This window comes from Salinispora sp. H7-4 (assembly GCF_013416675.1).
GTDB lineage: Bacteria > Actinomycetota > Actinomycetes > Mycobacteriales > Micromonosporaceae > Micromonospora > Micromonospora vitiensis.
Genome location: NZ_JABZED010000033.1, coordinates 20,002 through 40,858, shown reverse-complemented (window position 1 = coordinate 40,858; position 20,857 = coordinate 20,002). Strand labels below are relative to the sequence as shown.

At 72.0% G+C, this 20,857-nt stretch carries 21 protein-coding genes; 20 read left to right on the top strand and 1 reads right to left on the bottom strand.

Translation table 11 applies throughout. The annotated features are described in order from the left end of the window. Positions 1-3: 3 nt before the first annotated feature. Both fmt and H0524_RS14685 read left to right on the top strand, forming a co-directional pair. Positions 4-930 (top strand): methionyl-tRNA formyltransferase, encoded by a 927-nt coding sequence (gene fmt, locus H0524_RS14690; protein ID WP_180199143.1) that lies wholly within the window; start codon positions 4-6, stop codon positions 928-930. Next, positions 927-2,456 carry an RsmB/NOP family class I SAM-dependent RNA methyltransferase gene (locus tag H0524_RS14685; protein WP_180199142.1) on the top strand — a complete coding sequence of 510 codons (1,530 nt, stop codon included), beginning with the start codon at positions 927-929 and terminating at the stop codon, positions 2,454-2,456. The genes fmt and H0524_RS14685 overlap by 4 nt, the downstream gene beginning before the upstream one ends. Before the next feature lie 194 nt (positions 2,457-2,650). Here H0524_RS14685 and H0524_RS14680 read toward each other — a convergent pair whose 3' ends face one another. After that, complete coding sequence (locus H0524_RS14680; RefSeq protein WP_180199141.1) at positions 2,651-3,529, bottom strand: septum formation family protein; 879 nt, start codon at positions 3,527-3,529, stop codon at positions 2,651-2,653. A 278-nt stretch (positions 3,530-3,807) separates the two neighbouring features. Between H0524_RS14680 and rpe the strand changes: the two genes are divergently transcribed. From rpe to argJ, 18 genes are all read left to right on the top strand, one after another. Further along, positions 3,808-4,488 carry a ribulose-phosphate 3-epimerase gene (gene rpe, locus H0524_RS14675; RefSeq protein WP_180199140.1) on the top strand — a complete coding sequence of 227 codons (681 nt, stop codon included), beginning with the start codon at positions 3,808-3,810 and terminating at the stop codon, positions 4,486-4,488. Position 4,489: 1 nt separating this feature from the next. After that, positions 4,490-5,470 carry a response regulator gene (locus H0524_RS14670; protein WP_018725688.1) on the top strand — a complete coding sequence of 327 codons (981 nt, stop codon included), beginning with the start codon at positions 4,490-4,492 and terminating at the stop codon, positions 5,468-5,470. Between the two features lie 391 nt (positions 5,471-5,861). Continuing rightward, positions 5,862-6,923, top strand: a complete 1,062-nt coding sequence (gene ribD, locus H0524_RS14665) for a bifunctional diaminohydroxyphosphoribosylaminopyrimidine deaminase/5-amino-6-(5-phosphoribosylamino)uracil reductase RibD (RefSeq protein WP_180199139.1) — start codon at positions 5,862-5,864, stop codon at positions 6,921-6,923. Position 6,924: 1 nt separating this feature from the next. Further along, positions 6,925-7,626 carry a riboflavin synthase gene (locus H0524_RS14660; protein ID WP_180199138.1) on the top strand — a complete coding sequence of 234 codons (702 nt, stop codon included), beginning with the start codon at positions 6,925-6,927 and terminating at the stop codon, positions 7,624-7,626. Continuing rightward, entirely contained in the window at positions 7,626-8,324 is a 699-nt protein-coding gene (pnuC, locus tag H0524_RS14655) for a nicotinamide riboside transporter PnuC (RefSeq protein WP_180199257.1), read from the top strand. The genes H0524_RS14660 and pnuC overlap by 1 nt, the downstream gene beginning before the upstream one ends. Next, a complete protein-coding gene (locus tag H0524_RS14650) occupies positions 8,321-9,583 on the top strand; it encodes a bifunctional 3,4-dihydroxy-2-butanone-4-phosphate synthase/GTP cyclohydrolase II (protein ID WP_026322388.1) in 1,263 nt (420 codons plus the stop codon). The genes pnuC and H0524_RS14650 overlap by 4 nt, the downstream gene beginning before the upstream one ends. 2 nt (positions 9,584-9,585) lie before the next feature. Beyond that, complete coding sequence (ribH, locus tag H0524_RS14645) at positions 9,586-10,083, top strand: 6,7-dimethyl-8-ribityllumazine synthase (RefSeq protein WP_180199137.1); 498 nt, start codon at positions 9,586-9,588, stop codon at positions 10,081-10,083. Between the two features lie 71 nt (positions 10,084-10,154). Beyond that, positions 10,155-10,418, top strand: a complete 264-nt coding sequence (locus H0524_RS14640; RefSeq protein WP_018725694.1) for a phosphoribosyl-ATP diphosphatase — start codon at positions 10,155-10,157, stop codon at positions 10,416-10,418. 52 nt (positions 10,419-10,470) lie between these two features. Then, entirely contained in the window at positions 10,471-11,316 is an 846-nt protein-coding gene (gene hisG, locus H0524_RS14635; RefSeq protein ID WP_180199136.1) for an ATP phosphoribosyltransferase, read from the top strand. A 189-nt stretch (positions 11,317-11,505) separates the two neighbouring features. Continuing rightward, positions 11,506-11,985 (top strand): PH domain-containing protein, encoded by a 480-nt coding sequence (locus H0524_RS14630; protein ID WP_180199135.1) that lies wholly within the window; start codon positions 11,506-11,508, stop codon positions 11,983-11,985. Positions 11,986-12,356: 371 nt separating this feature from the next. After that, positions 12,357-12,971, top strand: coding sequence for a translation initiation factor IF-3 (gene infC / locus H0524_RS14625; RefSeq protein WP_011905774.1), 615 nt, complete (start codon positions 12,357-12,359; stop codon positions 12,969-12,971). 20 nt (positions 12,972-12,991) lie between these two features. Further along, positions 12,992-13,186 (top strand): 50S ribosomal protein L35, encoded by a 195-nt coding sequence (rpmI, locus tag H0524_RS14620; protein WP_018722829.1) that lies wholly within the window; start codon positions 12,992-12,994, stop codon positions 13,184-13,186. 33 nt (positions 13,187-13,219) lie between these two features. Beyond that, positions 13,220-13,612 (top strand): 50S ribosomal protein L20, encoded by a 393-nt coding sequence (gene rplT, locus H0524_RS14615; RefSeq protein WP_018215009.1) that lies wholly within the window; start codon positions 13,220-13,222, stop codon positions 13,610-13,612. A gap of 29 nt (positions 13,613-13,641) precedes the next feature. Next, positions 13,642-14,604: an RNA methyltransferase gene (locus H0524_RS14610; RefSeq protein WP_180199134.1), complete on the top strand. Its 963-nt coding sequence runs from the start codon at positions 13,642-13,644 to the stop codon at positions 14,602-14,604. Positions 14,605-14,771: 167 nt separating this feature from the next. Next, positions 14,772-15,839 (top strand): phenylalanine--tRNA ligase subunit alpha, encoded by a 1,068-nt coding sequence (gene pheS, locus H0524_RS14605; RefSeq protein WP_180199133.1) that lies wholly within the window; start codon positions 14,772-14,774, stop codon positions 15,837-15,839. A 36-nt stretch (positions 15,840-15,875) separates the two neighbouring features. Next, positions 15,876-18,461 (top strand): phenylalanine--tRNA ligase subunit beta, encoded by a 2,586-nt coding sequence (gene pheT, locus H0524_RS14600; RefSeq protein ID WP_180199132.1) that lies wholly within the window; start codon positions 15,876-15,878, stop codon positions 18,459-18,461. Between the two features lie 176 nt (positions 18,462-18,637). After that, positions 18,638-19,639 (top strand): N-acetyl-gamma-glutamyl-phosphate reductase, encoded by a 1,002-nt coding sequence (gene argC / locus H0524_RS14595; RefSeq protein ID WP_018725701.1) that lies wholly within the window; start codon positions 18,638-18,640, stop codon positions 19,637-19,639. Beyond that, entirely contained in the window at positions 19,636-20,808 is a 1,173-nt protein-coding gene (gene argJ / locus H0524_RS14590) for a bifunctional glutamate N-acetyltransferase/amino-acid acetyltransferase ArgJ (protein ID WP_180199131.1), read from the top strand. The genes argC and argJ overlap by 4 nt, the downstream gene beginning before the upstream one ends. Positions 20,809-20,857: the final 49 nt, after the last annotated feature.

The following is a 20,857-nucleotide window of genomic DNA, read 5'->3' as shown; positions in this document are numbered from 1 at the left end:
CCGATGCGCGTGATCTTCGCCGGCACGCCGGCTGTCGCCGTCCCCACCCTCGCCGCGGTGGCCGCCTCCCGGCATGAACTGGTAGCGGTTCTCACCCGCCCGGATGCTCCGGCGGGCCGGGGCCGGGGCCTATCCCGTTCCCCGGTGGGCGCCTGGGCCGACGAGCACGGCGTCGAGGTCCTCACCCCGGCCCGGCCGCGGGAGCCGGAGTTCCTCGACCGGCTGCGCACCCTGGCACCGGATTGTGTGCCCGTCGTCGCGTACGGCGCGCTGGTCCCGCCGGCCGCCCTGGAGATTCCGCGGCACGGCTGGGTCAACCTGCACTTCTCCCTGTTGCCCGCCTGGCGCGGCGCGGCTCCCGTGCAGCACGCCCTGCTGCACGGCGACGAGGTGACCGGTGCCAGTGTCTTCCAGCTCGAGGAGGGCCTGGACACGGGCCCGGTGTACGGCACCGTCACCGACGAGGTTCGGCCCGCCGACACCTCGGGCGACCTGCTGGAGCGGCTGGCGCACTCCGGCGCCGAGCTGCTGATCGCGGTGCTGGATGCGATCGAGGCGGGCGGCGCACGGGCGCAGCCGCAACCGAACGACGGGGTGAGCCTGGCGCCGAAACTGACCGTGGCGGACGCCCGGGTGCGTTGGGGTGACCCCGCCTTCGCCGTGGACCGGCGCGTCCGGGCCTGCTCCCCGGCTCCCGGCCCGTGGACGACCTTCCGCGACGAGCGGGTCAAGCTCGGCCCGGTCACCCTCGTCGCCGATGGCCCCGAGCTGAAGCCCGGTGAGCTGTTGGTGGAGAAAGCCCGGGTGCTTGCCGGCACCGCCACCACCCCGGTTGCGCTCGGTGAGATCCGGGCGGCGGGCAAGAAGGCGATGCCGGCGAGTGACTGGGCACGCGGCGTCCGGGTGAGCGCTGGGGAGGTCCTGGCATGACGGGCCCGGTAGACGGCCAGGACGTGGACCGGGCCGGTGGTTTCCGGGCCGGTCGTCCCGCCGCCGGCCGCGGTCGCTCCGGTGCCGGACCCGAGCGCCGCCCGGAGCGGCGGGGTCGTGGCGGCGAGCGGCCGACGGCAGGCGGGCGCGGCCGCCCCACCGGCCGGAGCGCCGCTGACCTGCCCCGGCACGCCGCGTATCAGGCGGTCGCCGCGGTCAACCGGGACGACGCGTACGCCAACCTTGTGCTCCCGGCGATCCTGCGCGACGCGGGTCTGGTCGGCCGGGACGCCGCCTTCGCCACCGAGCTGACGTACGGGACGCTGCGCCGGCTCGGAACCCTCGACGCGATCCTCACCGAGGCCGCCGGCCGGGACGTGTCCCGCATCGATCCGCCGGTTCGGGACGCTTTGCGGCTCGGCGCGTACCAACTGCTCCACACCCGGGTGCCCGCCCACGCCGCGGTCTCGGCAACGGTTGACCTGGTCCGCTCGGTCGGACCGGGGGCGACGGGTTTCGCCAACGCGGTGCTCCGAGTGGTCGCCAGCCGGGATAACGACGCCTGGGTGGCCCGGCTCGCCCCGCCGCTGGAGACCGACCCGATCGGGCACCTGGCACTCGCGTACAGCCATCCGCAGTGGATCGTGCGGGCGTTCGCCGAGGCGCTCGGCGGCGACCTCGGTGAGACCACCCGGTTGCTGATCGAGGACAACGAGCGTCCGCCGGTGCACCTCTGCGCCCGCCCGGGGTTGGCCGATCCGGTGGCCCTGGCCGATGAGGTCGGCGGTGCCCCGGGTGCCTTCTCCCCGTACGCGGTCTACTCCGGTGGGGGCGCCCCCGGCGACCTGCCGGCGCTCATCGAGGGGCGGGCCCATGTCCAGGACGAGGGCTCTCAACTGGTGGCCGACGCTCTCACGGTGGCGCCGCTGGACGGCCCCGACGGTCGCTGGCTCGACCTGTGCGCGGGGCCCGGGGGCAAGTCCGGCCTGCTCGGTGCCATCGCCGCCCAGCGTGGTGCGCGCCTGACCGCGGTGGAGGTGTCCGAGCACCGGGCCCGTCTTGTCCAGCAGGCCACCCGCGATCTGCCGGTGACCGTGCTCAACACGGATGGTCGTACCGTCGGCGCGACGCCGAAGCTCGCGGAGGGGCACTTCGACCGGGCGCTGGTGGACGCGCCCTGCACCGGTCTGGGCTCGCTGCGCCGGCGACCCGAGTCACGCTGGCGCCGGCAGCCGTCGGACCTGCCGGCGTTGACCCGGTTGCAGCGGGAACTGCTCAGCGCGGGGCTGCGGGCGGTCCGCCCGGGTGGCCTGGTGGCATACGTGACCTGTTCGCCGCACGTCGTCGAGACGCACGTGACGGTGACCGAGGCGGCGCGCCGCGCGGGGGTGCCGGTCGACTTCGTTGACGCCCGTCCGCTGTTGCCGACGGGAATGCCGGGGCTCGGTGACGGGCCGACGGTGCAGCTGTGGCCGCACCGGCACGGCACCGACGCCATGTTCCTGGCGGTGCTGCGCCGGGGCTGACCCTGGCGGTGCTGGGTCGCGGCTGACCCTGGCGGTGCTGCGCCGGGGTTGAGCTGGTCCCGTGCCGTTCGGTCGGGCGCGTTCCGTTGACCCGCCGGGGTGGTCAGTCCGCGCGATGCGCGGCGTGACCACCCCGGTTCGGCCAGCCCGGGCCGTCAACCGTCCCGGACGCGGCCCGCAAACAGCGGTCTGCACTACAGCGGCAGGCCGGCCTTGCCCGCGTCCTTCATCGACCGGGTCAGGTTCCGCTCGTCGAGCCAGAGAAAGCACTGCACCCCCCGGTTGCCGGTGAGCCACTGATCCTCCGACGGGCTGTAGTAGATGTAGCCGGTGCGGTACTCCACGTCGCTGCGGGGCACCCCGGCGTACTCGGCAATCAGCTTGTAGCAGTCCTTGCCGGTCCGGTCCTCGTTGTCCTCGAACTCGGCGTAGTCGGTGTCCGGTGCGGTCCAGGCGCCGACGAACTCGGCGTGGTGCTTCTTGGTGCAGGCCACCGGTGCCATCGTGTCGACCTGGTCGTCGTTCAGGGTCGGCTCGAAGCAGGTGTGCCGAAGCGGGGAGTCGCCCTTGAGCGCGCCAACCAGGCTGGCGGTGCGGGACACCGCGCTCGGATCGTCCAGGCTCTCCTGCTCGCCGACGTCGCAGCGGAACCAGCGGAAGCCACCCTCCCATCCAGCTCGCGATGGGAAAATGACGCCGAGGCCGATCCGTCCGCTGCGCCAGTCGGCGCCCAGTGCCTCGTTCACCTCCTGCTCACAGGTGGCGTAGGCGGTGTGCATCTCGGCCGAGCCGGCTTTCGGTGGCCGGGTGCCCGTCGCGTCGGCCCCGGTCAGCGTGCCAACGTACAGGGTCTCCAAGATGTGCGGCTGGTCGCAGGGAGTCGGCGTGTACGCGCTGCGGTAGCCGACCTCGGTTATGGTGGGATGGCAGGTGCCCGCCTCGGGCGTGAAACCCGTAGCGGCGGCGAGGGGGGCCCAGTCGTCAACCAGGTCGCCGTCGGTTCCCGGCGGTGCGGCAGCACATCCGGCGAGCGTCAGGGCCACCACGGTGGCGGACAGCGTGACTCGTTTCATCCGGCGGCCTCCCCGGGCGCGGTAGGTATGGCGTCGAACACGCCACGGTGCGGCAGCTTACGGCACGTGGCAAACCGGTTCCGGTGTGCCGCCGGCAAACCTCGGTAGGCGTCGCCCGTCCGCCGGATCGCCCGTCCACGACCGTTGTGGAGCGACGGCGTCGCCGGGCGTCCCGGCCACAATGGTGAGTTTCCTTCGGGTAGCCGCGAGGCGCACCTGAACGGCCCGGTGGGGGCCGCACCGGTGGCGACGGGGGGCTGCGTTCGTACACTGGCCTCGTGACCGTACCGCTGCCAATCGTCGCTCCGAGCATTCTGGCCGCCGACTTCGCCCGTCTCGCCGACGAGGTCCGTGCCATCGAAGACACCGCCGACTGGGTGCACGTGGATGTCATGGACAACCACTTCGTGCCGAATCTGACGATCGGGTTGCCGGTCGTGCAGAGCCTGCGGGCCGCCACCCGGCTTCCCTTTGACGTGCACCTCATGATCGAGGATCCGCGGCGGTGGGCGCCCGGCTACGCCGACGCCGGGGCGTACAACGTGACGTTTCACGCCGAGGCCTGTGCCGACCCGGTAGCGCTGGCCAAGGAGCTCCGGTCGGCCGGTGCGAAGGCGGGGTTGGCGATTGACCGGGACACCCCGATCGAACCGTACCTGGACCTGCTGCCCAGCTTCGACACTCTGTTGATCATGACGATCAAGGCAGGGTTCGGTGGGCAGCGGTTCATTCCGAACCTGTTGGACAAGGTGCGCACCGCCCGTCGACACGTCAACGCTGGTCACCTGGAGCTGCGCATCGAGGTCGACGGTGGGATCGCCGTGGACACCATCGCCGAGGCCGCCGAGGCGGGCGCGGACGCCTTCGTCGCCGGCACCGCCGTCTTCGGCGCCGACGACCCGGCCGAGGCCGTACGCCGGCTGCGTTCCCTGGCCCGGTGCGCGGCGCCTCGGGCCTGACGTGGAGCCCGACGGGGATCGCCAGGACGTCATTCTGGTCGTTGACGACGACGAGGACATCGCCCGGTTCGTCGAGTTCAACCTGCGGTTGCACGGTTACGAGGTAATCCATGCCGGTGACGGCCAGGCGGCGCTTGAGGTGATCGCGCGGCACCGCCCCGACCTGGCCGTGGTCGATCTGATGATGCCCCGGATGGACGGGTTGGAGCTGACCCGACGGCTTCGGGCCAACCCGATGACCGCCGCCCTCCCGGTGATCATGCTGACCGCCAAGGGGATGACCGTGGACAAGGTGCACGGCCTCAGCGCCGGTGCCGACGACTACCTGGTCAAGCCCTTCGATACTGCCGAGTTGGTGGCCCGGGTCAGCTCCACGCTGCGCCGGAACAAGGAGTTCCGCGAGGTCTCGCCGCTGACCGGGCTACCCGGCAACAGCCGGATCCGTCGGGAGATCGCCGACCGGATCCGGGTCGGGGCCGACTACGCGGTCGGTTACATCGACATTGACCGTTTCAAGAGCGTCAACGACGTCTACGGGTTCGTCCGCGGTGACGACTTCATCTCCGCGCTTGCCCGCAGCCTGCACCAGGCGGTCGTCTCGGTGGGGCTGCCACCGGCCTTCCTGGGCCACGTCGGCGGCGACGACTTCATCTTCGTCAGCACGCCGGAACAGGTCCGGCAACTGACCTCGCAGGTCTCCTCGGACTTCGAGCAGGCGGCCGACGCGTTGTACGACCCGCCCGACGCTGCCCGCGGCTACGTGGAGCTCAAGGATCGGCGGGGCAACCTACGCCGCGCCGCGCTGGTCACCCTCTCGATCGGCGTCTCGGTCTCGGATGCCGACAAACGGCTCACGAATCCACTGGCGGCGATGACGATCGCCTCCGAGATGAAGTCGGTGGCCAAGAGCCAGCCGGGGTCGTACGTGGCGGTGGACCGGCGTCGCGGGGTGTCGGATTCGAGTCATCGTTCTGTGAAGTAGCGCGCTGGGGGTAGCCGTTGGCCCCCCAGAACGTGTAAGACTTCGGGTAGTACCCACCACGCGCTGGCGGGACTCGGTGTAATTCCGAACCGGCGGTGATCCACGGCCTGACCGTGGTAAGCCCGCGACCCGGGAGCGGTTCGTCCGCCCGGTGGACCTGGTGAAAATCCGGGGCCGACGGTTGGGTGCGGGCCTGCCCGCGTCCAGACAGTCCGGATGGGAGACAGCGCGCGGGACGGACGGGCCCTGCCCGGCCGCCGGTTTCGGCGTGCCGTGCGGTCCTCCCGGGGCGGCTGTGCCGTTCCCGGATTTCCGCCACCGCACGCCTGCGGCCCGATGCCGCCGCTCCCATCGCCGCCCGCGCACCGACCGGCGGGCGGGAGGGCAAGGCATGGCCGGCGTCTCCGTAGATGAGGCGATGCGTCGCGCAGTTGAACTTGCCGCGCGCGGCCTCGGTACCACCAGCCCCAACCCGGTCGTCGGCTGCGTGCTGCTTGACCCGGGCGGTCAGGTCGTCGGTGAGGGCTTCCACGCGTACGCCGGTGGGCCGCACGCCGAGATCGTCGCGCTCGCCCACGCGGGGGAGCGTGCGCGGGGCGGCACCGCGGTGGTCACGCTGGAACCCTGCGATCACACCGGCCGTACGGGCCCGTGCAGCACCGCTCTGGTGCAGGCGGGCGTCGCCCGGGTGGTGATCGCCGTACCCGACCCGAACCAGGCTGCCTCCGGTGGTGCCGCCACGCTGCGGGCCGCCGGGATCCGGGTCGACCTGGGCGTACGCGCCGTTGAGGCGGAGGCGGGCAACATCGCGTGGCTGACCTCAACGCGTCGGGGCTGGCCGTACCTCGTCTGGAAGTACGCGGCGACGCTGGACGGGCGGTCCGCCGCGGCCGACGGCACCAGCATGTGGATCACTTCCGAGGCGGCCCGGATGGATGTACACGCGCTGCGCGGCACGGTGGATGCCGTTATCGCCGGGGTGGGTACCGTCCTCGCCGACGACCCGCGCCTGACCGTTCGGAACCTGCGCGACGGCAGCCTCGCCATCCGGCAGCCGCTGCGGGTGGTGGTGGACTCGGCGGGCCGGACCCCGGCCGGAGCCCGGGTCCGCGACGACGCCGCGTCCACCTGGATCGCCACCGCCGAGGAGGTTGGTACCGATTCGGTGGGCCGAGTCGATCTGTCGGCGCTGCTCGCCGCGCTTCACCAGCGCGGGGTGCGCGCCGCGCTGCTGGAGGGAGGGCCGCGGCTGGCCGGCGCCTTCCTCGCCGCCGGGTTGGTAGACAAGATCGTCGGCTACGTCGCGCCCCGGTTGCTCGGTGCCGGCCCTACCGCGTTGGCGGACGCGGGGGTGACCACGATCACTGATGCCATCGACTGTGAGGTCGTGGACGTTACCCAGGTTGGTCCCGACCTGCGGATCACCGCACTGCCCCGGAAGAGGGAGGGCTGAGATGTTCACCGGCATCGTCGAGGAACTCGGTGCGGTCATCCGCATCGCGGAGAGCGCGGAGGATTCCGCGGTGGTCACCATCGACGGCCCGCTGGTCGTCGCCGACGCCAAGCCCGGTGACTCCATCGCGGTCAACGGAGTCTGCCTGACCGTGGTGGAACTCGCCGGCGGTACCTTCACCGCCGACGTGATGGGCGAGACGTTGCGGCGCTCCGCGCTCGGCGCGCTGCGCGTCGGTGACCGGGTGAACCTGGAGCGGGCCGCCATCCTCGGCAGCCACCTCGGTGGCCACCTGGTGCAGGGGCATGTCAACGGTGTTGGCGAGCTGCTGGCCCGGGAACCGGCCGCGCGGTGGGAGACGGTCCGCTTCCGCCTGCCCACCGACCTGGCTCGCTATGTGGTGACGAAGGGGTCGATCACCGTTGACGGGGTGTCCCTGACCGTGGCGGGTGTCGGGCCCGACTGGTTCGAGGTGGGCCTGATCCCCACCACCCTGCGGCTGACGACACTGGGCTCCCGGAGCATCGGCGACATCGTCAACCTCGAGGTCGACGTCCTGGCCAAATACGTCGAGCGGTTGCTCGGCGGTGGCCAGCTGGCCGGGCCGGCCGACCTGCCCGCCGCTGACGACCTGCCCGCCGCTGTTGACCTGCCCGCCGCTGTTGACCGGCCCGGTACCGCGCCGGTGGGCGGGCCGGCGTGATGGGGCCGCTCGGCTGGCTGCTGGACGCGCAGGTGAGCCTCGCCGGCTCGCCGGTGCTGGTCCGCGAGATCGTCGGCAACGTCTTCGGCCTGGCCGCTGCGATGTTCGGCCTGCGCCGGGTGGTGTGGGCCTGGCCGGTCGGCATGATCGGTAACGCGCTGCTGTTCACCGTCTTCCTCGGCGGAGCGTTCGCCACCCCACAGGCACATGACCTCTACGGCCAGGCGGGCCGGCAGGTCTTCTTCTTCGGGATCGGCCTCTACGGCTGGTGGCGCTGGTCACGGAATCGCCGCCGGGGCGGCGACGGTTCCGCCGCTGCGGTGGAGCCCCGCTGGGCCACCGGGCGGGAGCGGCTCGTACTGCTGGTGGCTGCCATCGTCGGGATCGCCGTCAGCTACCCGGTCCTCGCCGCCCTGGGCTCGTGGGGGCCGCTGCCGGATGCCTGGATCCTGACCGGCAGCCTGCTCGCCACGTACGGCATGGCCCGTGGATATGTGGACTTCTGGCTGATCTGGATCGCCGTCGACGTGGTCGGACTGCCACTGCTGCTGCGCGGCGGGTTCTACCCTTCGGCGGCCATGTACCTCGTCTACGGCGCCTTCTGCGTCTGGGGACTCGCCGCCTGGTGGCGGACGTCGCGTGCTGCTCGTACCGACCTCGTGCCGATTCCATCGAGCTATGCGGAGGCTGCGGCGTGACCACTTTTGCCAGGATCGAACGAGCGATGGCGGAGATCAACGCCGGCCGGCCCGTCGTCGTGGTCGACGACGCCAACCGGGAGAACGAGGGCGACCTGATCTTCGCGGCCGAGCTGGCCACGCCCGAGCTGGTCGCCTTTATGGTCCGCTACACCTCCGGCTACATCTGTGCGGCGTTGACCGAGGGTGAGTGTGAGCGGCTGGACCTGCCGCCGATGCACCACACCAATCAGGACCGGCGCGGCACCGCCTACACGGTGACCGTGGATGCCCGGGAGGGCGTGAGTACCGGCATCTCCGCCGCCGACCGGGCACACACGATCCGGCTGCTCGCCGACCCCGGCACCGGGCCGGAGGATCTGGCCCGGCCCGGTCACGTGGTCCCGCTGCGGGCCCGCGAGGGGGGTGTGTTGCGCCGGCCCGGTCACACCGAGGCCGCGACCGACCTCACCCGGCTGGCCGGGCTACGCCCCGTGGGCGTCCTCTGCGAGCTGGTCAACGACGACGGCACCATGATGCGGGGCCCGGACCTGGAGCGGTTCTGCGCCGAGCACTCGCTGCTCCTGGTCACCATCGCGGACCTGATCGCGTATCGCCGGCGGACGGAGAAGCAGGTCGAGCTGGTCGCCGAGGCGCGGCTCCCCACCCGGCACGGGGTCTTCCGGGCACTGGGGTACTGCGGCGACTACGACTCGGCCGAGCACGTCGCCCTGGTGCTGGGTGATCTCGGCGACGGGCGGGACGTGCTGGTACGGGTGCACTCCGAGTGCCTCACCGGTGACGTCTTCGGCTCGTTGCGCTGCGACTGTGGCCCGCAACTGGACGCTGCCCTGGAGCGGGTCGCCCAGGAAGGCCGCGGAGTCGTGCTCTACCTCCGTGGCCACGAGGGGCGCGGCATCGGGCTGTTGCACAAGCTCCAGGCGTACCAGTTGCAGGACCTGGGCCGGGACACCGTGGACGCGAACCTGGAGCTCGGCCTGCCCGCGGACGCGCGGGACTACGGCACCGGGGCGCAGATCCTCTACGACCTGGGGGTGCGGTCGATGCGGCTGTTGACCAACAATCCGGCCAAGCGGGCTGGCCTGGAGGGGTACGGCCTGACCGTCACCGGCCGCCTGGACCTGCCGGTTCGCCCGCACCCCGAGAACGTGGACTACCTGCGAACCAAGCGGGACCGGATGGGACATCTGTTGGAGTTCGACGAGGTTGTCGAGGCGCCGACGGGCCGCACCGTCGTCGGTGATGGGATTGGAGCATAGGGATGGCGGGCTTCGGGGAACCGGGTATCGATGCTGTTGTTGCCGCGGGTATGACCGTTGGGGTGGTCGCTGCCCGCTGGCACGGCGAGCTCACCGACCACATGCTCGACCGGGCAGTTGCTGCCGCCGAAGCGTGTGGGGCCGGTGCCACGGTGGCCCGCGTGGCCGGCTCGGTGGAGCTACCCGTGGTGGCGCAGGCGCTCGCCCGGCGCTGCGACGCGGTGGTGGCGCTCGGGGTGGTGGTCCGGGGGGCCACCGCTCACTTCGACTACGTCTGCCGGTCGGTTACCGATGGGCTTACCCGGGTCGCCCTGGATGAGGGGAAGCCGGTGGGGCACGGTGTGCTGACCGTGGAGACGATCGAGCAGGCTCGGGACCGGGCCGGGCTGCCCGGGTCGGCGGAGGACAAGGGCTGGGCGACGACCGTCGCGGTCCTCGACGCGGCGCTCGCGGTTCGGGGCCTGGCTGGCGCCGCCCCGCGGGTGGGCTTCGGCGCCTGACGCTTCGGCATCGTGGGACACACCGGTCCCGGTGGAGCAGCGGTGGCCGGCCGGTTGCAAGAATCGACCCTGTGAAGACGTTCGAGGAGTTGTTTGCCGAGCTGCAGGCCAAGGCCGCTGCCGGCACCCCCGGCTCGGGCACCGTCGCAGCCCTGGACAAGGGGGTGCACTTCGTCGGCAAGAAGGTCGTCGAGGAGGCGGCCGAGTCCTGGATGGCAGCCGAGCACGAGGGGCCCGAGCGGACCGCCGAGGAGCTCTCCCAGCTGCTCTACCAGGTGCAGGTGTTGATGCTCGCTACTGGCCTCGACCTCGAGGACGTCTACCGACATCTGTGAGTGTCCCCGTGCCGACCGACCCTCCCGCTTTTTCGACAAGGAGCATTCCGCCATGCTGCGAGTCGCGGTACCCAACAAGGGGACCTTGGCCGAGAAGGCCGCTCAGATGTTGCGCGAGGCGGGCTACCGCCAGCGAACCGACCCGAAGGACCTGGTCTGCCGGGACGAGTCGAACGACATTGAGTTCTTCTACCTGCGTCCCAAGGACATCGCCACCTACGTCGGCTCCGGGGACCTGGACGTCGGCATCACCGGCCGGGACCTCCTGGTCGACTCCGGTGCGCCCGCCACCGAGGTGGTCGACCTGGCTTTCGGCCAGGCCACCTTCCGATTCGCCGCCCGCCCCGAGGACATCGCTTCGGGGCAGGACCTGGACGGGCGTCGGGTCGCTACCGCGTACCCCGGCCTGGTGGAGCGGCACCTCGCCGAGTTGGGCGTCAAGGCCGACGTGATCCGCCTGGACGGCGCGGTGGAGAACGCCATCCGGCTGGGCCTCGCCGACGTGGTCGCCGATGTGGTGGAGACCGGTGCCACGCTGCGTCAGGCCGGCCTGGTGGTCTTCGGTGAGCCGCTGCTGCGTTCGTCCGCCGTCCTGGTCTGCCGCTCTGCCGCGCCGCCCCACCCGCAGTGTGAGCTGCTGCTCCGCCGTCTGCAGAGCGTGCTCGTCGCCCGGCGTTACGTGATGCTGACGTACGACGTCCCGGCCGACCTGTTGGCTCGGGCCAGTTCGTTGACTCCGGGCATCGAGTCGCCCACCGTCTCCCGGCTGCACCGGGAGGGCTGGGTAGCGGTGCAGGCGATGGTGCTCCGCGACGATGTGCACCGGATCATGGACGAGTTGTACCAGGTCGGCGCCCGCGCGATCCTGGTCACGGACATTCAGGCCTGCCGGCTCTGATCCGGGCCGGGAATGCGAAGCCGGGCTGGGAATGCGAAGCCGGGCCGGGAGCAGCCGGGACTTCCGTCCCCGGACGGGCCGCCGTGCCGGCCCGCCTCCGGCCGTGGTGAGCTGCCCCCGCCGGCGTCTCGCCGCGCCCGGCTGTGTGCCGGGCGCGGGCGGCCCGGGTGTGGGTGGCAGACTGGTGCGGTGAGCGAAACCGAAGCGTTCCGGATTCGGCCCCGGCGCATCCGGCTGGTCTGCTGGGCCTCGGCGATTGCCCTGGTGCTGCTGTTCACGGTGCTGGCGACGTCGCTGCACGGTGCGACCGGCAGCGGCTATGGCTCGTTTCAGCGCGGCGACCAACTCGGCATGGTCGGTCTCGGTGTGCTCGGCGCGCTTGCCTTCCTGCTCTTCACCCGGCCGCGGGTGGAGGCTGACGCGCAGCGGGTCCGGGTGCAGAACGTGATCGGCTCGTACGAGCTGCCCTGGGAGCTTGTCCGTGGCGTCCGGTTCGACCGCGGGGCGCCCTGGGCCAGCCTTGAGCTGCACGATGACGACTTGGTGCCGATGCTTGCTCTCCAGGCCGCCGACAAGGAGCTTGCGGTGGACGCGGTCCGCCGGCTGCGCCGGCTGCACCAGGCCCGGCTGGCTGCGGGCACCGCCGCAACTGACCCCGGCGGCCACTGACCCTGGCCGCCACTGACCCTGCCGGCCACTGACAGCGGCGGTCGGCGGCGCGGGGCTGATGCCCGGTTTGGGGTGGACCGGCGCGGGGTGTAGGCTACGGGAAACGACCAGGCTAGCTGCGGCTTCGCGGCTGGCTTTGAAAGCGGAGCGCCTGCTCCCACCTGAGTCGCCGCGCGGCGGCCGGGTCCGGTCCCCGATTCCGAGCACGCCTCGGTGTCGGATGCGCGACTATCTGGTCGTGTCGACCGGTCGAGCGGGCCCCGGCAGCTGCCGGGGCCTTCTGCTTTCCGGGTCGGCTCCCACCCGGGAGCCGCCGGGTCGGCAATGCAGAAGACTCGACTCGAGGAGGCCCCATCAGCGTCGAACCACGCGTGAACGAGCAGATCCGGGCACGTGAGGTCCGACTGGTCGGCCCCGAGGGTGAGCAGGTGGGCATCGTCCCGCTGGAGCGCGCCCTTCAGCTGGCCGCGGACGTCGACCTGGACCTGGTCGAGGTTGCGCCAATGGCGCGCCCGCCGGTGTGCAAGCTCATGGACTTCGGCAAGTTCAAGTATGAGAGCGCACTGAAGGCGCGCGAAGCGCGGCGTAATCAGCAGCAGACCGTCATCAAGGAAATGAAGCTGCGGCCTAAGATCGATCCGCATGACTACGAGACCAAGAAGGGTCACGTGGTGCGGTTCCTCAAGGCGGGCGACAAGGTCAAGGTGACGATCATGTTCCGGGGTCGCGAGCAGAGCCGCCCGGAGCTGGGCTACCGGCTCCTGCGTCGGCTCGAGTCCGAGATCTCGGAGCTGGGGTACGTCGAGGCCGCGCCGAAGCAGGACGGTCGAAACATGATCATGGTGCTCGCACCGCACCGCGCCACCAAGGCTGCCGCCACGGCGGCCCGCGGCGGCGCGTTGCCGCGGGGCGAGCGGGAGTCCGGTGCCGCCGCGGCAGCACCGCCGGCCGAGGCGGCCGGACCCGCCGGAACTGCCGGCGAGTAGCAGGGGAGAAGACGTTCCACATGCCGAAGATGAAAAGCCACACCGGGATGGGCAAGCGCGTCCGGGTGACCGGCAAAGGCAAGATCGTGAAGCAGCAGGCCGGCCTGCGCCACCTCCTGGAGGGGAAGTCCTCCACCCGTACCCGCCGGTTGACCGGGCGGGTCGAGGTGGCCAAGTCGGATGTCAAGCGCATCAAGAAGCTGCTCGGCCGCTGACGCGCGCCACCCTGAACCAACGAAGGAGCTGAGATGGCACGCGTCAAGCGGGCTGTGAACGCCCAGAAGAAGCGCCGTACCCTGCTCGCGACCGCGAGTGGCTACCGCGGTCAGCGCTCGCGGCTGTACCGCAAGGCCAAGGAGCAGGTGCTGCACTCGATGCAGTACTCCTACCGGGACCGTCGCGACCGCAAGGGCGACTTCCGGCAGCTGTGGATCCAGCGGATCAACGCGGGTGCCCGCGCCAACGGGCTCACCTACAACCGCCTGATCCAGGGCCTCAAGCTGGCCGGCATCGAGGTCGACCGGAAGATCCTGGCCGACCTGGCCGTCAACGACGCCGCCGCCTTCGCGGCGATCGTCGAGAAGGCCCGTGCGGCCGTCGCGGAGCAGGGCACCGGCGGCGCCGGGGCCCAGGCCGCCTGATCCACCCACGGCAGCGCGAGGCGTCTCCCATGCAGTCACGATCGCACGGGAGGCGCCTCGACGCCGTCTCCGGACCACTCACCCCCCGCACCCCTCGGATCGTGGCGGCCCGCCGGCTGCACCGCCGCCGGGACCGTGAAGCCACCGGTCGGTTCCTGGCCGAGGGACCACAGGCGGTCCGCGAGGCGCTGGCTCGGTCGGGCACGGTCCTGGAACTCTTCGGTACGCCGGCCGCCCTGGACCGGTACCGGGAGTTGGCCGCCCAGGCCGACGCCGCTGACCTACCCGTCTCCGAGGTAACCGACGCGGCGCTCGCCGGTCTCGCCGAGACGGTCGCGCCCCAGGGCCTGATCGCCGTCTGTCAACATCTCGACCTGCCGCTGGCCACCGCTCTCGCGCGAGCGCCGCGGCTGGTCACCGTCCTCGCCGACATCCGCGATCCGGGCAACGCCGGCACGGTTCTGCGTACCGCTGACGCGGCCGGAGCCCAGACGGTGGTCTTCGCCGGTACGGCGGTCGACCCCTACAACGGCAAGGTGGTGCGGGCGTCGGCGGGCAGCCTGTTCCATGTGGACGTGGTGCGGGCGCCCGATCCGCTGCAGGTGCTCGCCGACCTGCGGGCCGCCGGGCTCGCCGTGTTGGCCACCACCGGGTACGGCGCGGACGACCTGGACGACCTGGTTGATGCCGGCCGGTTGGCCGCCCCCACCGCCTGGGTCTTTGGCTCCGAGGCGCACGGACTGCCCGCCGAGTTGACCGCGGCCGCCGCGGCCCGGGTCCGGGTACCACTGCATGGGCGGGCGGAGAGCCTTAACCTGGCTGCCGCGGCGGCGGTGTGCCTGTACGCTTCAGCGAGAGCGCAGCGCCGGCCGTTGTCCCCGCACCCGGCCGAGGCCACACCTGCGGTCGAGGAAGCAGCAGCGGTTGAGGAAGTAGCCGCGGTGGAGGCAGGAACCGCGATCGAGACCGTAGAGGAGAGCGGCCGCCCGTGAACGCGCAACGGCGTTCGTTTAGCCAGCCCGCCGGTGCCGGCGGGCGGCGGGCCTGACCCGCTCTCCGCACGACTCCCACCGGCGGGCTGCGGCACAGCCGCACGTCCGTAGACTCGCTTCGCCGCCTGACAAGGGCCGGCGCCGCCGTGAGGGAGTGCCTGTACGCCATGTCCTACCGCAACGACCCGTACGACCCGAAGCAGGTTGCCCTGCTCGACCCGGCCGCACTGGCTGAGGCTGTCGCCACCGCCGAGGTGGCGTTCGCCGCCGCCGCCAATCCGGATGAGCTGACCGCGCTGCGCCCGGCCCACCTCGGGGACCGGGCCCCGGCGTCGCTGGCCCGACGTGAGATCGGCGCGTTGCCACCGGCCGCCAAGGCCGATGCCGGCAAGCGGGTCAACGAGGCCCGCCGGTCGATCGAGAGCGCCTACGCCGCGCGCGCGCAGGTACTGGAGCGGGAGCAGGCCGAGCGAATGCTGGTCGAGGAGCGGGTGGATGTCACCCTGCCGTCCGACCGGCGTCCGGTCGGCGCGCGCCACCCGGTCAGTACGTTGATGGAGCAGATCACCGACTTCTTCGTCGGAATGGGCTATGAGGTGGCCGAGGGCCCCGAGGTCGAGTTGGAGTGGACCAACTTCGACGCGCTCAACATCCTGCCGGACCACCCGGCGCGGGGGTTGATGGACACCTTCCACGTCGCGCCGGAGCACTCCGGCATGGTGCTGCGGACCCACACCTCGCCGGTGCAGGCGCGGACGATGCTGACCCGTACGCCGCCGATCCACGTGATCTGCCCGGGCCGGGTCTACCGGACCGACGAGTTGGACGCCACCCACGCGCCGGTCTTCCACCAGGTCGAGGGCCTGGTGGTGGACCGTGGCATCACGATGGCGCACCTGCGCGGCACGCTGGACCACTTTGCTCGGGAGATGTTCGGGCCACAGGCGCGAACCCGCTTCCGGCCGCACTACTTCCCGTTCACCGAGCCGTCGGCGGAGTTCGACGTGTGGTTCCCGGAGCACCGCAGGGGTGCGCAGTGGGTCGAGTGGGGTGGCTGCGGCATGGTGAACCCGCGGGTGTTGCGGGCCTGCGGCATCGACCCGGAGGTCTACTCCGGATTCGCCTTCGGCATGGGCATCGACCGTACGGTCATGTTCCGGCACGGCGTCGGCGACATGCGGGACCTGGTGGAGGGGGACGTCCGGTTCGCCCGGGCGTTCGGGTACGGCGCGTAGGCGCGGGCACGAGTTACGAAGACGGTGATCTGAGTCATGCGAGTTTCTGTCAGTTGGCTGCGTGAGTACGTTGACCTGCCGGCGCACCTGACCCCGGCCGACCTTGAGCAGTCCCTGGTCGGCCTCGGTCTCGAGGTGGAGTCCGTCGTGGACCTGGCCGCTACGGTCACCGGGCCGCTGGTCGTCGGCGAGGTGCGGGAGATTGAGGAGCTGACCGGCTTCAAGAAGCCGATCCGCTTCTGCCGGGTGGACGTGGGGGACGCCAACGGCACCGGCGAGTTGCAGGAGATCGTTTGCGGGGCGCGTAACTTCGCGGTCGGCGACCGGGTGGTGGTGATCCTCCCCGGCGGGGTGCTGCCCGGAGACTTCGCGATCGGGGCGCGCCGGACGTACGGGCGCAACTCCAGGGGCATGATCTGCTCGGTGAAGGAGTTGGGCCTGGGCGACGACCACGCCGGCATCATCGTGCTGCCCGACTCCAGCCCCGCCAAGCCGGGTGACGACGCCCGCCCCGTGGTGGGCCTCGACGACGTGGTGGTCGAGGTGGAGCTGACCCCGGACCGGGGTTACCAGATGTCGGTGCGGGGGATCGCCCGGGAGTTGTCGCACGCCTTCGGGGTGGCGTTCCGGGACCCGGGGCTCGCGTCCGCCCCGGCCGGCACCGAGGCGCCCGCGTACCCGGTGGAGGTGCGGGATCCGGTCGGCTGTGACCGGTTCGCGGCGCGGATGGTACGCGGTGTCAACCCGGCCGCGCCGTCGCCGGCCTGGATGGTCCAGCGGCTCACCACCGCCGGTATCCGCAGCCTCTCGCTGCCGGTCGACATCACCAACTATGTGATGCTCGAGCTGGGCCAGCCGATGCACGCCTTCGACGCCGACCGGATCACCGGCTCGCTGGTGGTCCGCCGGGCGGTGGCGGGGGAGCGGTTGACCACCCTGGACGGGGTGGCGCGCACGCTGGTCGCCGAGGACATGGTGATCTGTGACGCCGGGTTGCCGAACCCGGACCCGGCTGCTGGCGCGGACGCCGGTGTGCCGATCTCGCTCGCCGCCGTGATGGGCGGGGAGAGCAGCGAGGTAGTCGCGGAGACCAACAACGTGTTGTTCGAGGCCGCCCACTGGGATCCGGTGATGGTGGGGCGCACGGCCCGCCGGCACCGGCTGTTCAGCGCGGCGGCCAAGCGGTGGGAGCGGGGTGTTGACCCGGCCCTGCCGTTGGTCGCCGTCGAGCGGGCGGTGCGGCTGCTGGTGGAGCATGGCGGCGGCGCGGCCGGTGCGGAGATCCTCGATATCGATCATGTGTCGGCGCCGACCCCGGTGGTCCTGCCGGCGGATCTGCCAGCTCGACGGGTCGGGGTGGCCTACTCGCCGGACCGGGTGGCTGCCCTGCTCACCGAGGTCGGCTGCACGGTCGTGACCGGCCCGGATCGGCTCGCCGCGGATCCGGGTGCGGTGGGCGTCGCCGCCGGTGGCGCGGTGTCGTTCCTGGTTACTCCGCCGACCTGGCGGCCGGACCTGACCGACCCGGCCGACCTGGTCGAGGAGGTGGTTCGCCTCGACGGCTACGACCGGGTGCCGGCGGTGCTGCCGGTGGCCCCCGCCGGCCGGGGCCTGACCTGGCAGCAGCGGCGCCAGCGGGCGGTGGCCAGGATGCTCGCCGACCAGGGGTACGTGGAGGTGCTCTCGGCGCCGTTCGTGTCGGTCGAGCTGGCTGACCAGCTGGGCCTGCCGGCCGATGATGCCCGGCGGCGGGCGGTGCGGCTGGCCAACCCACTGTCGGAGGAGGAGCCGGCGCTGCGGACGACGTTGCTCGGCCCGCTGCTCGGGGCGCTCCGACGGAACCTGGGCCGAGGCCAGCGGGACCTCGCGCTGTACGAGATCGGTACGGTCTTCCATCCGCGGGCGGCGGCCGGTTCTCCGCCGGCGATGGGGGTGGAGCACCGGCCGTCGGACGCGGAGTTCGCCGCCGCCGACGCGGTGTTGCCGGAGCAGCCGCGGCATGTCGCCGTGGTGCTCGCCGGTGAGGTCGAGCCGGGTGGCTGGTGGGGCGAGGGACGCCCGGCCGGCTGGGCGGATGCGGTCGCGGCGGCCCGGTCGGTGCTCGCCGCCGCTGGCATTCCCGCGGACCGGGTGACCGTGCGAGCCGTGGAGCACGCCCCCTGGCACCCCGGGCGCTGTGCGTCTCTGGTGGTGGATGGCGTGGCGGTCGGGTTCGCGGGCGAGCTGCATCCGGCGGTGGTCGCCGAGCTGGAGCTGCCCCGCCGTACGGCCGCGATGGAGCTGGACCTGGACGCGGTTCCGGCGGCCCCGGTGCGGCAGGCCCCGGTGCTCTCGTCCTTCCCGCCCGCCCTGATCGATGTGGCGCTGGTGGTCGAGGTCGACGTGCCGGTGGCCGAGGTGCAGGGGGCGCTGGTGGCGGGGGCCGGTGCGCTGTTGGAGTCGGTTCGGCTCTTCGACGTGTACGTCGGTGCGCAGCTCGGCGCGGGTCGTCGGTCGTTGGCGTACCAGCTGATCTTCCGGGCGCCGGACCGGACGTTGACGGTGGAGGAGGCGGTCGCGGCGCGGGACGCGGCGGTGGCCTGCGCCGCGGAGCGCTTCGGCGCTACTCTCCGCGGCGTGTGAGGGCAGACCTCGCCGCTTCCCGCTTTCCGCTGAAGGGCCCGCGTCGCGTATCGCGACGCGGGCCCTTCCGGTGGGTAGCGGACGGTGATCCAGAACATAGCCTCATCACCATGCACTGCTTTGTATGATCATGCAGTCACTGTTAACCTTCCCTGCATTGTCATACGGAGGTAGGTATGGGGATCCGAGTTGCGGTCGCTGGGGCGAGCGGTTACGCCGGGGGTGAACTGCTGCGCCTGATCGCCGGGCACCCGGAGTTCGACCTGGTCGCTGCCACCGCGCACAGCCAGGCCGGGCACCGGCTGGACACCGTGCACCCGCAGCTGACCGGGCTGGATCTGGTGCTGGCCAAGACCGACCCGGCGGCCCTGGCCGATGCCGACCTGGTCTTCCTGGCGCTGCCGCACGGCGAGTCGGCGGCGCTGGCCGCGCAGTTGCCGCCGGAGGTGCGCGTGGTCGACCTCGGTGCTGATCACCGGCTGGCCGACCCGTACGCCTGGGCCAACTACTACGGCGGCACCCACGCCGGGCAGTGGACCTACGGCCTGCCCGAGCTACCGGGTCAGCGCGAGCGGATCGCCGCCGCGACCCGGGTGGCCAACCCCGGCTGCTACGCCAGCGCCATCATCCTGGCGCTCGCCCCGCTGATCGCCGCTGGTGCGGCCCAGCCCGCCGACGTGGTGGTGGTGGCCGCCTCCGGGACCTCGGGCGCCGGCCGCGCCGCCAAGGCGCACCTGCTCGCCAGCGAGGTCATGGGGGACCTGTCGCCGTACCGGGTCGGTGCGCACCAGCACGTTCCGGAGATCAAGCAGGCGACCGGGGCGACCAGCCTGTCGTTCACCCCGGTGTTGGCACCGATGCCACGGGGGATCCTCGCGACCGTCACCGCCGTGCCCGTACGGGAGGTCGACCCGCAGGCGGTGCTCGCCGAGGCGTACGCGGACGCGCCCTTCGTGCACGTGCTGCCCGAGGGACGGTGGCCACACACCGCCGCGACCCTCGGCTCCAACTCCTGCCACCTGCAGGCGACCGTTGACGTTGACGCCGGACGGCTGATCGTGGTCAGCGGCCTGGACAACCTCGGGCGGGGCGCGGCCGGCCAGGCGGTGCAGAACGCCAACATCATGCTCGGCCTGCCGGAGGCCACCGGCCTGTCCGTCTGGGGGGTCACCCCGTGAGCGTCACCACTCCCCGTGGATTCCGGGCGGCCGGGGTGTCCGCCGGGCTCAAGGAGGGCGGGGCGGCCGACGTCGCCCTGGTCGTCAACGACGGCCCGCACGCCGGGGCGGCCGGTGTCTTCACCGCCAACCGGGTGAAGGCCGCGCCGGTGCTCTGGACCCAGCAGGTCGTCGGGGGCGGTCTGGTCCGCGCCGTGATCCTCAACTCGGGCGGCGCCAACGCCTGCACCGGTCCCGGTGGCTTCCAGGACACCCACGCCACCGCGGAGCACACCGCGGCGGCACTGACCGCCGTCGCCCCCGGGCTGGCCCTCGGCGCGGGCGAGGTGGCCGTCTGCTCCACCGGTCTGATCGGCGAGCGGCTGCCCATGGACCGGCTCCTGCCCGGGGTCGCTACGGCGGTCGAGGCGTTGCGCCAGGACGGCGGACCGGCCGCCGCCGAGGCCATCATGACCACCGACTCCCGGCCGAAGAACGCGGTCGGTCACGGTACGGGCTTCACCGTCGGTGGGATGGCCAAGGGCGCGGGCATGCTTGCGCCGGCGATGGCCACGATGCTCAGCGTGCTCACCACCGACGCGGTCGCCGACCCGCAGACCCTGGACGCGGCGCTGCGGGCCGCCTGCCGGGTCACCTTCGACCGGGTCGACTCGGACGGGTGCATGTCCACCAACGACACGGTGCTGCTGCTGGCCAGCGGTGCGAGCGGCGTCGCGCCCACCGAGGCCGAGCTGACCGCCGTGGTCACCGCCGTCGCGCACGACCTCGCGCAGCAGCTCGTCGCCGACGCCGAGGGCGCCACCAAGCAGATCACGATCGAGGTGGTCGGCGCGGCGAGCGAGGACGACGCCGTCGAGGTGGGCCGGAGCGTGGCCCGGAACAACCTGGTCAAGACCGCGTTGTTCGGTAACGACCCGAACTGGGGGCGCATCCTCGCCGCCGTCGGCACCACCGCTGCGGCGTTCGAGCCGGAGCGGGTCGATGTGGCCGTGAACGGGGTGTGGGTGTGCCGGGGCGGCGCCGCCGCCGAGGACCGGTCCAAGGTCGACCTCGGGGGCATGGACGTGACGATCTGCATCGACCTGGGGGCGGGCGCGGCCGCGGCGACGATCTGGACCAACGACCTGTCACACGGGTACGTGCACGAGAACTCGGCGTACTCGTCGTGAGCACGGGGATCGCCGCGTGGTGCGGCACCGAGACCGGAGACGGAAGGCA

What these genes read in the sequence shown, in the direction of transcription:
- fmt (WP_180199143.1), top strand. Translation starts at nt 4, where the DNA reads ATGCGCGTGATCTTCGCCGGCACGCCGGCTGTCGCCGTCCCCACCCTC.
- H0524_RS14685 (WP_180199142.1), top strand. Translation starts at nt 927, where the DNA reads ATGACGGGCCCGGTAGACGGCCAGGACGTGGACCGGGCCGGTGGTTTC.
- H0524_RS14680 (WP_180199141.1), bottom strand. Translation starts at nt 3,529, where the DNA reads ATGAAACGAGTCACGCTGTCCGCCACCGTGGTGGCCCTGACGCTCGCC.
- ribD (WP_180199139.1), top strand. Translation starts at nt 5,862, where the DNA reads ATGGCCGGCGTCTCCGTAGATGAGGCGATGCGTCGCGCAGTTGAACTT.
- H0524_RS14660 (WP_180199138.1), top strand. Translation starts at nt 6,925, where the DNA reads ATGTTCACCGGCATCGTCGAGGAACTCGGTGCGGTCATCCGCATCGCG.
- pnuC (WP_180199257.1), top strand. Translation starts at nt 7,626, where the DNA reads ATGGGGCCGCTCGGCTGGCTGCTGGACGCGCAGGTGAGCCTCGCCGGC.
- ribH (WP_180199137.1), top strand. Translation starts at nt 9,586, where the DNA reads ATGGCGGGCTTCGGGGAACCGGGTATCGATGCTGTTGTTGCCGCGGGT.
- hisG (WP_180199136.1), top strand. Translation starts at nt 10,471, where the DNA reads ATGCTGCGAGTCGCGGTACCCAACAAGGGGACCTTGGCCGAGAAGGCC.
- rpmI (WP_018722829.1), top strand. Translation starts at nt 12,992, where the DNA reads ATGCCGAAGATGAAAAGCCACACCGGGATGGGCAAGCGCGTCCGGGTG.
- rplT (WP_018215009.1), top strand. Translation starts at nt 13,220, where the DNA reads ATGGCACGCGTCAAGCGGGCTGTGAACGCCCAGAAGAAGCGCCGTACC.
- H0524_RS14610 (WP_180199134.1), top strand. Translation starts at nt 13,642, where the DNA reads ATGCAGTCACGATCGCACGGGAGGCGCCTCGACGCCGTCTCCGGACCA.
- pheS (WP_180199133.1), top strand. Translation starts at nt 14,772, where the DNA reads ATGTCCTACCGCAACGACCCGTACGACCCGAAGCAGGTTGCCCTGCTC.
- pheT (WP_180199132.1), top strand. Translation starts at nt 15,876, where the DNA reads ATGCGAGTTTCTGTCAGTTGGCTGCGTGAGTACGTTGACCTGCCGGCG.
- argC (WP_018725701.1), top strand. Translation starts at nt 18,638, where the DNA reads ATGGGGATCCGAGTTGCGGTCGCTGGGGCGAGCGGTTACGCCGGGGGT.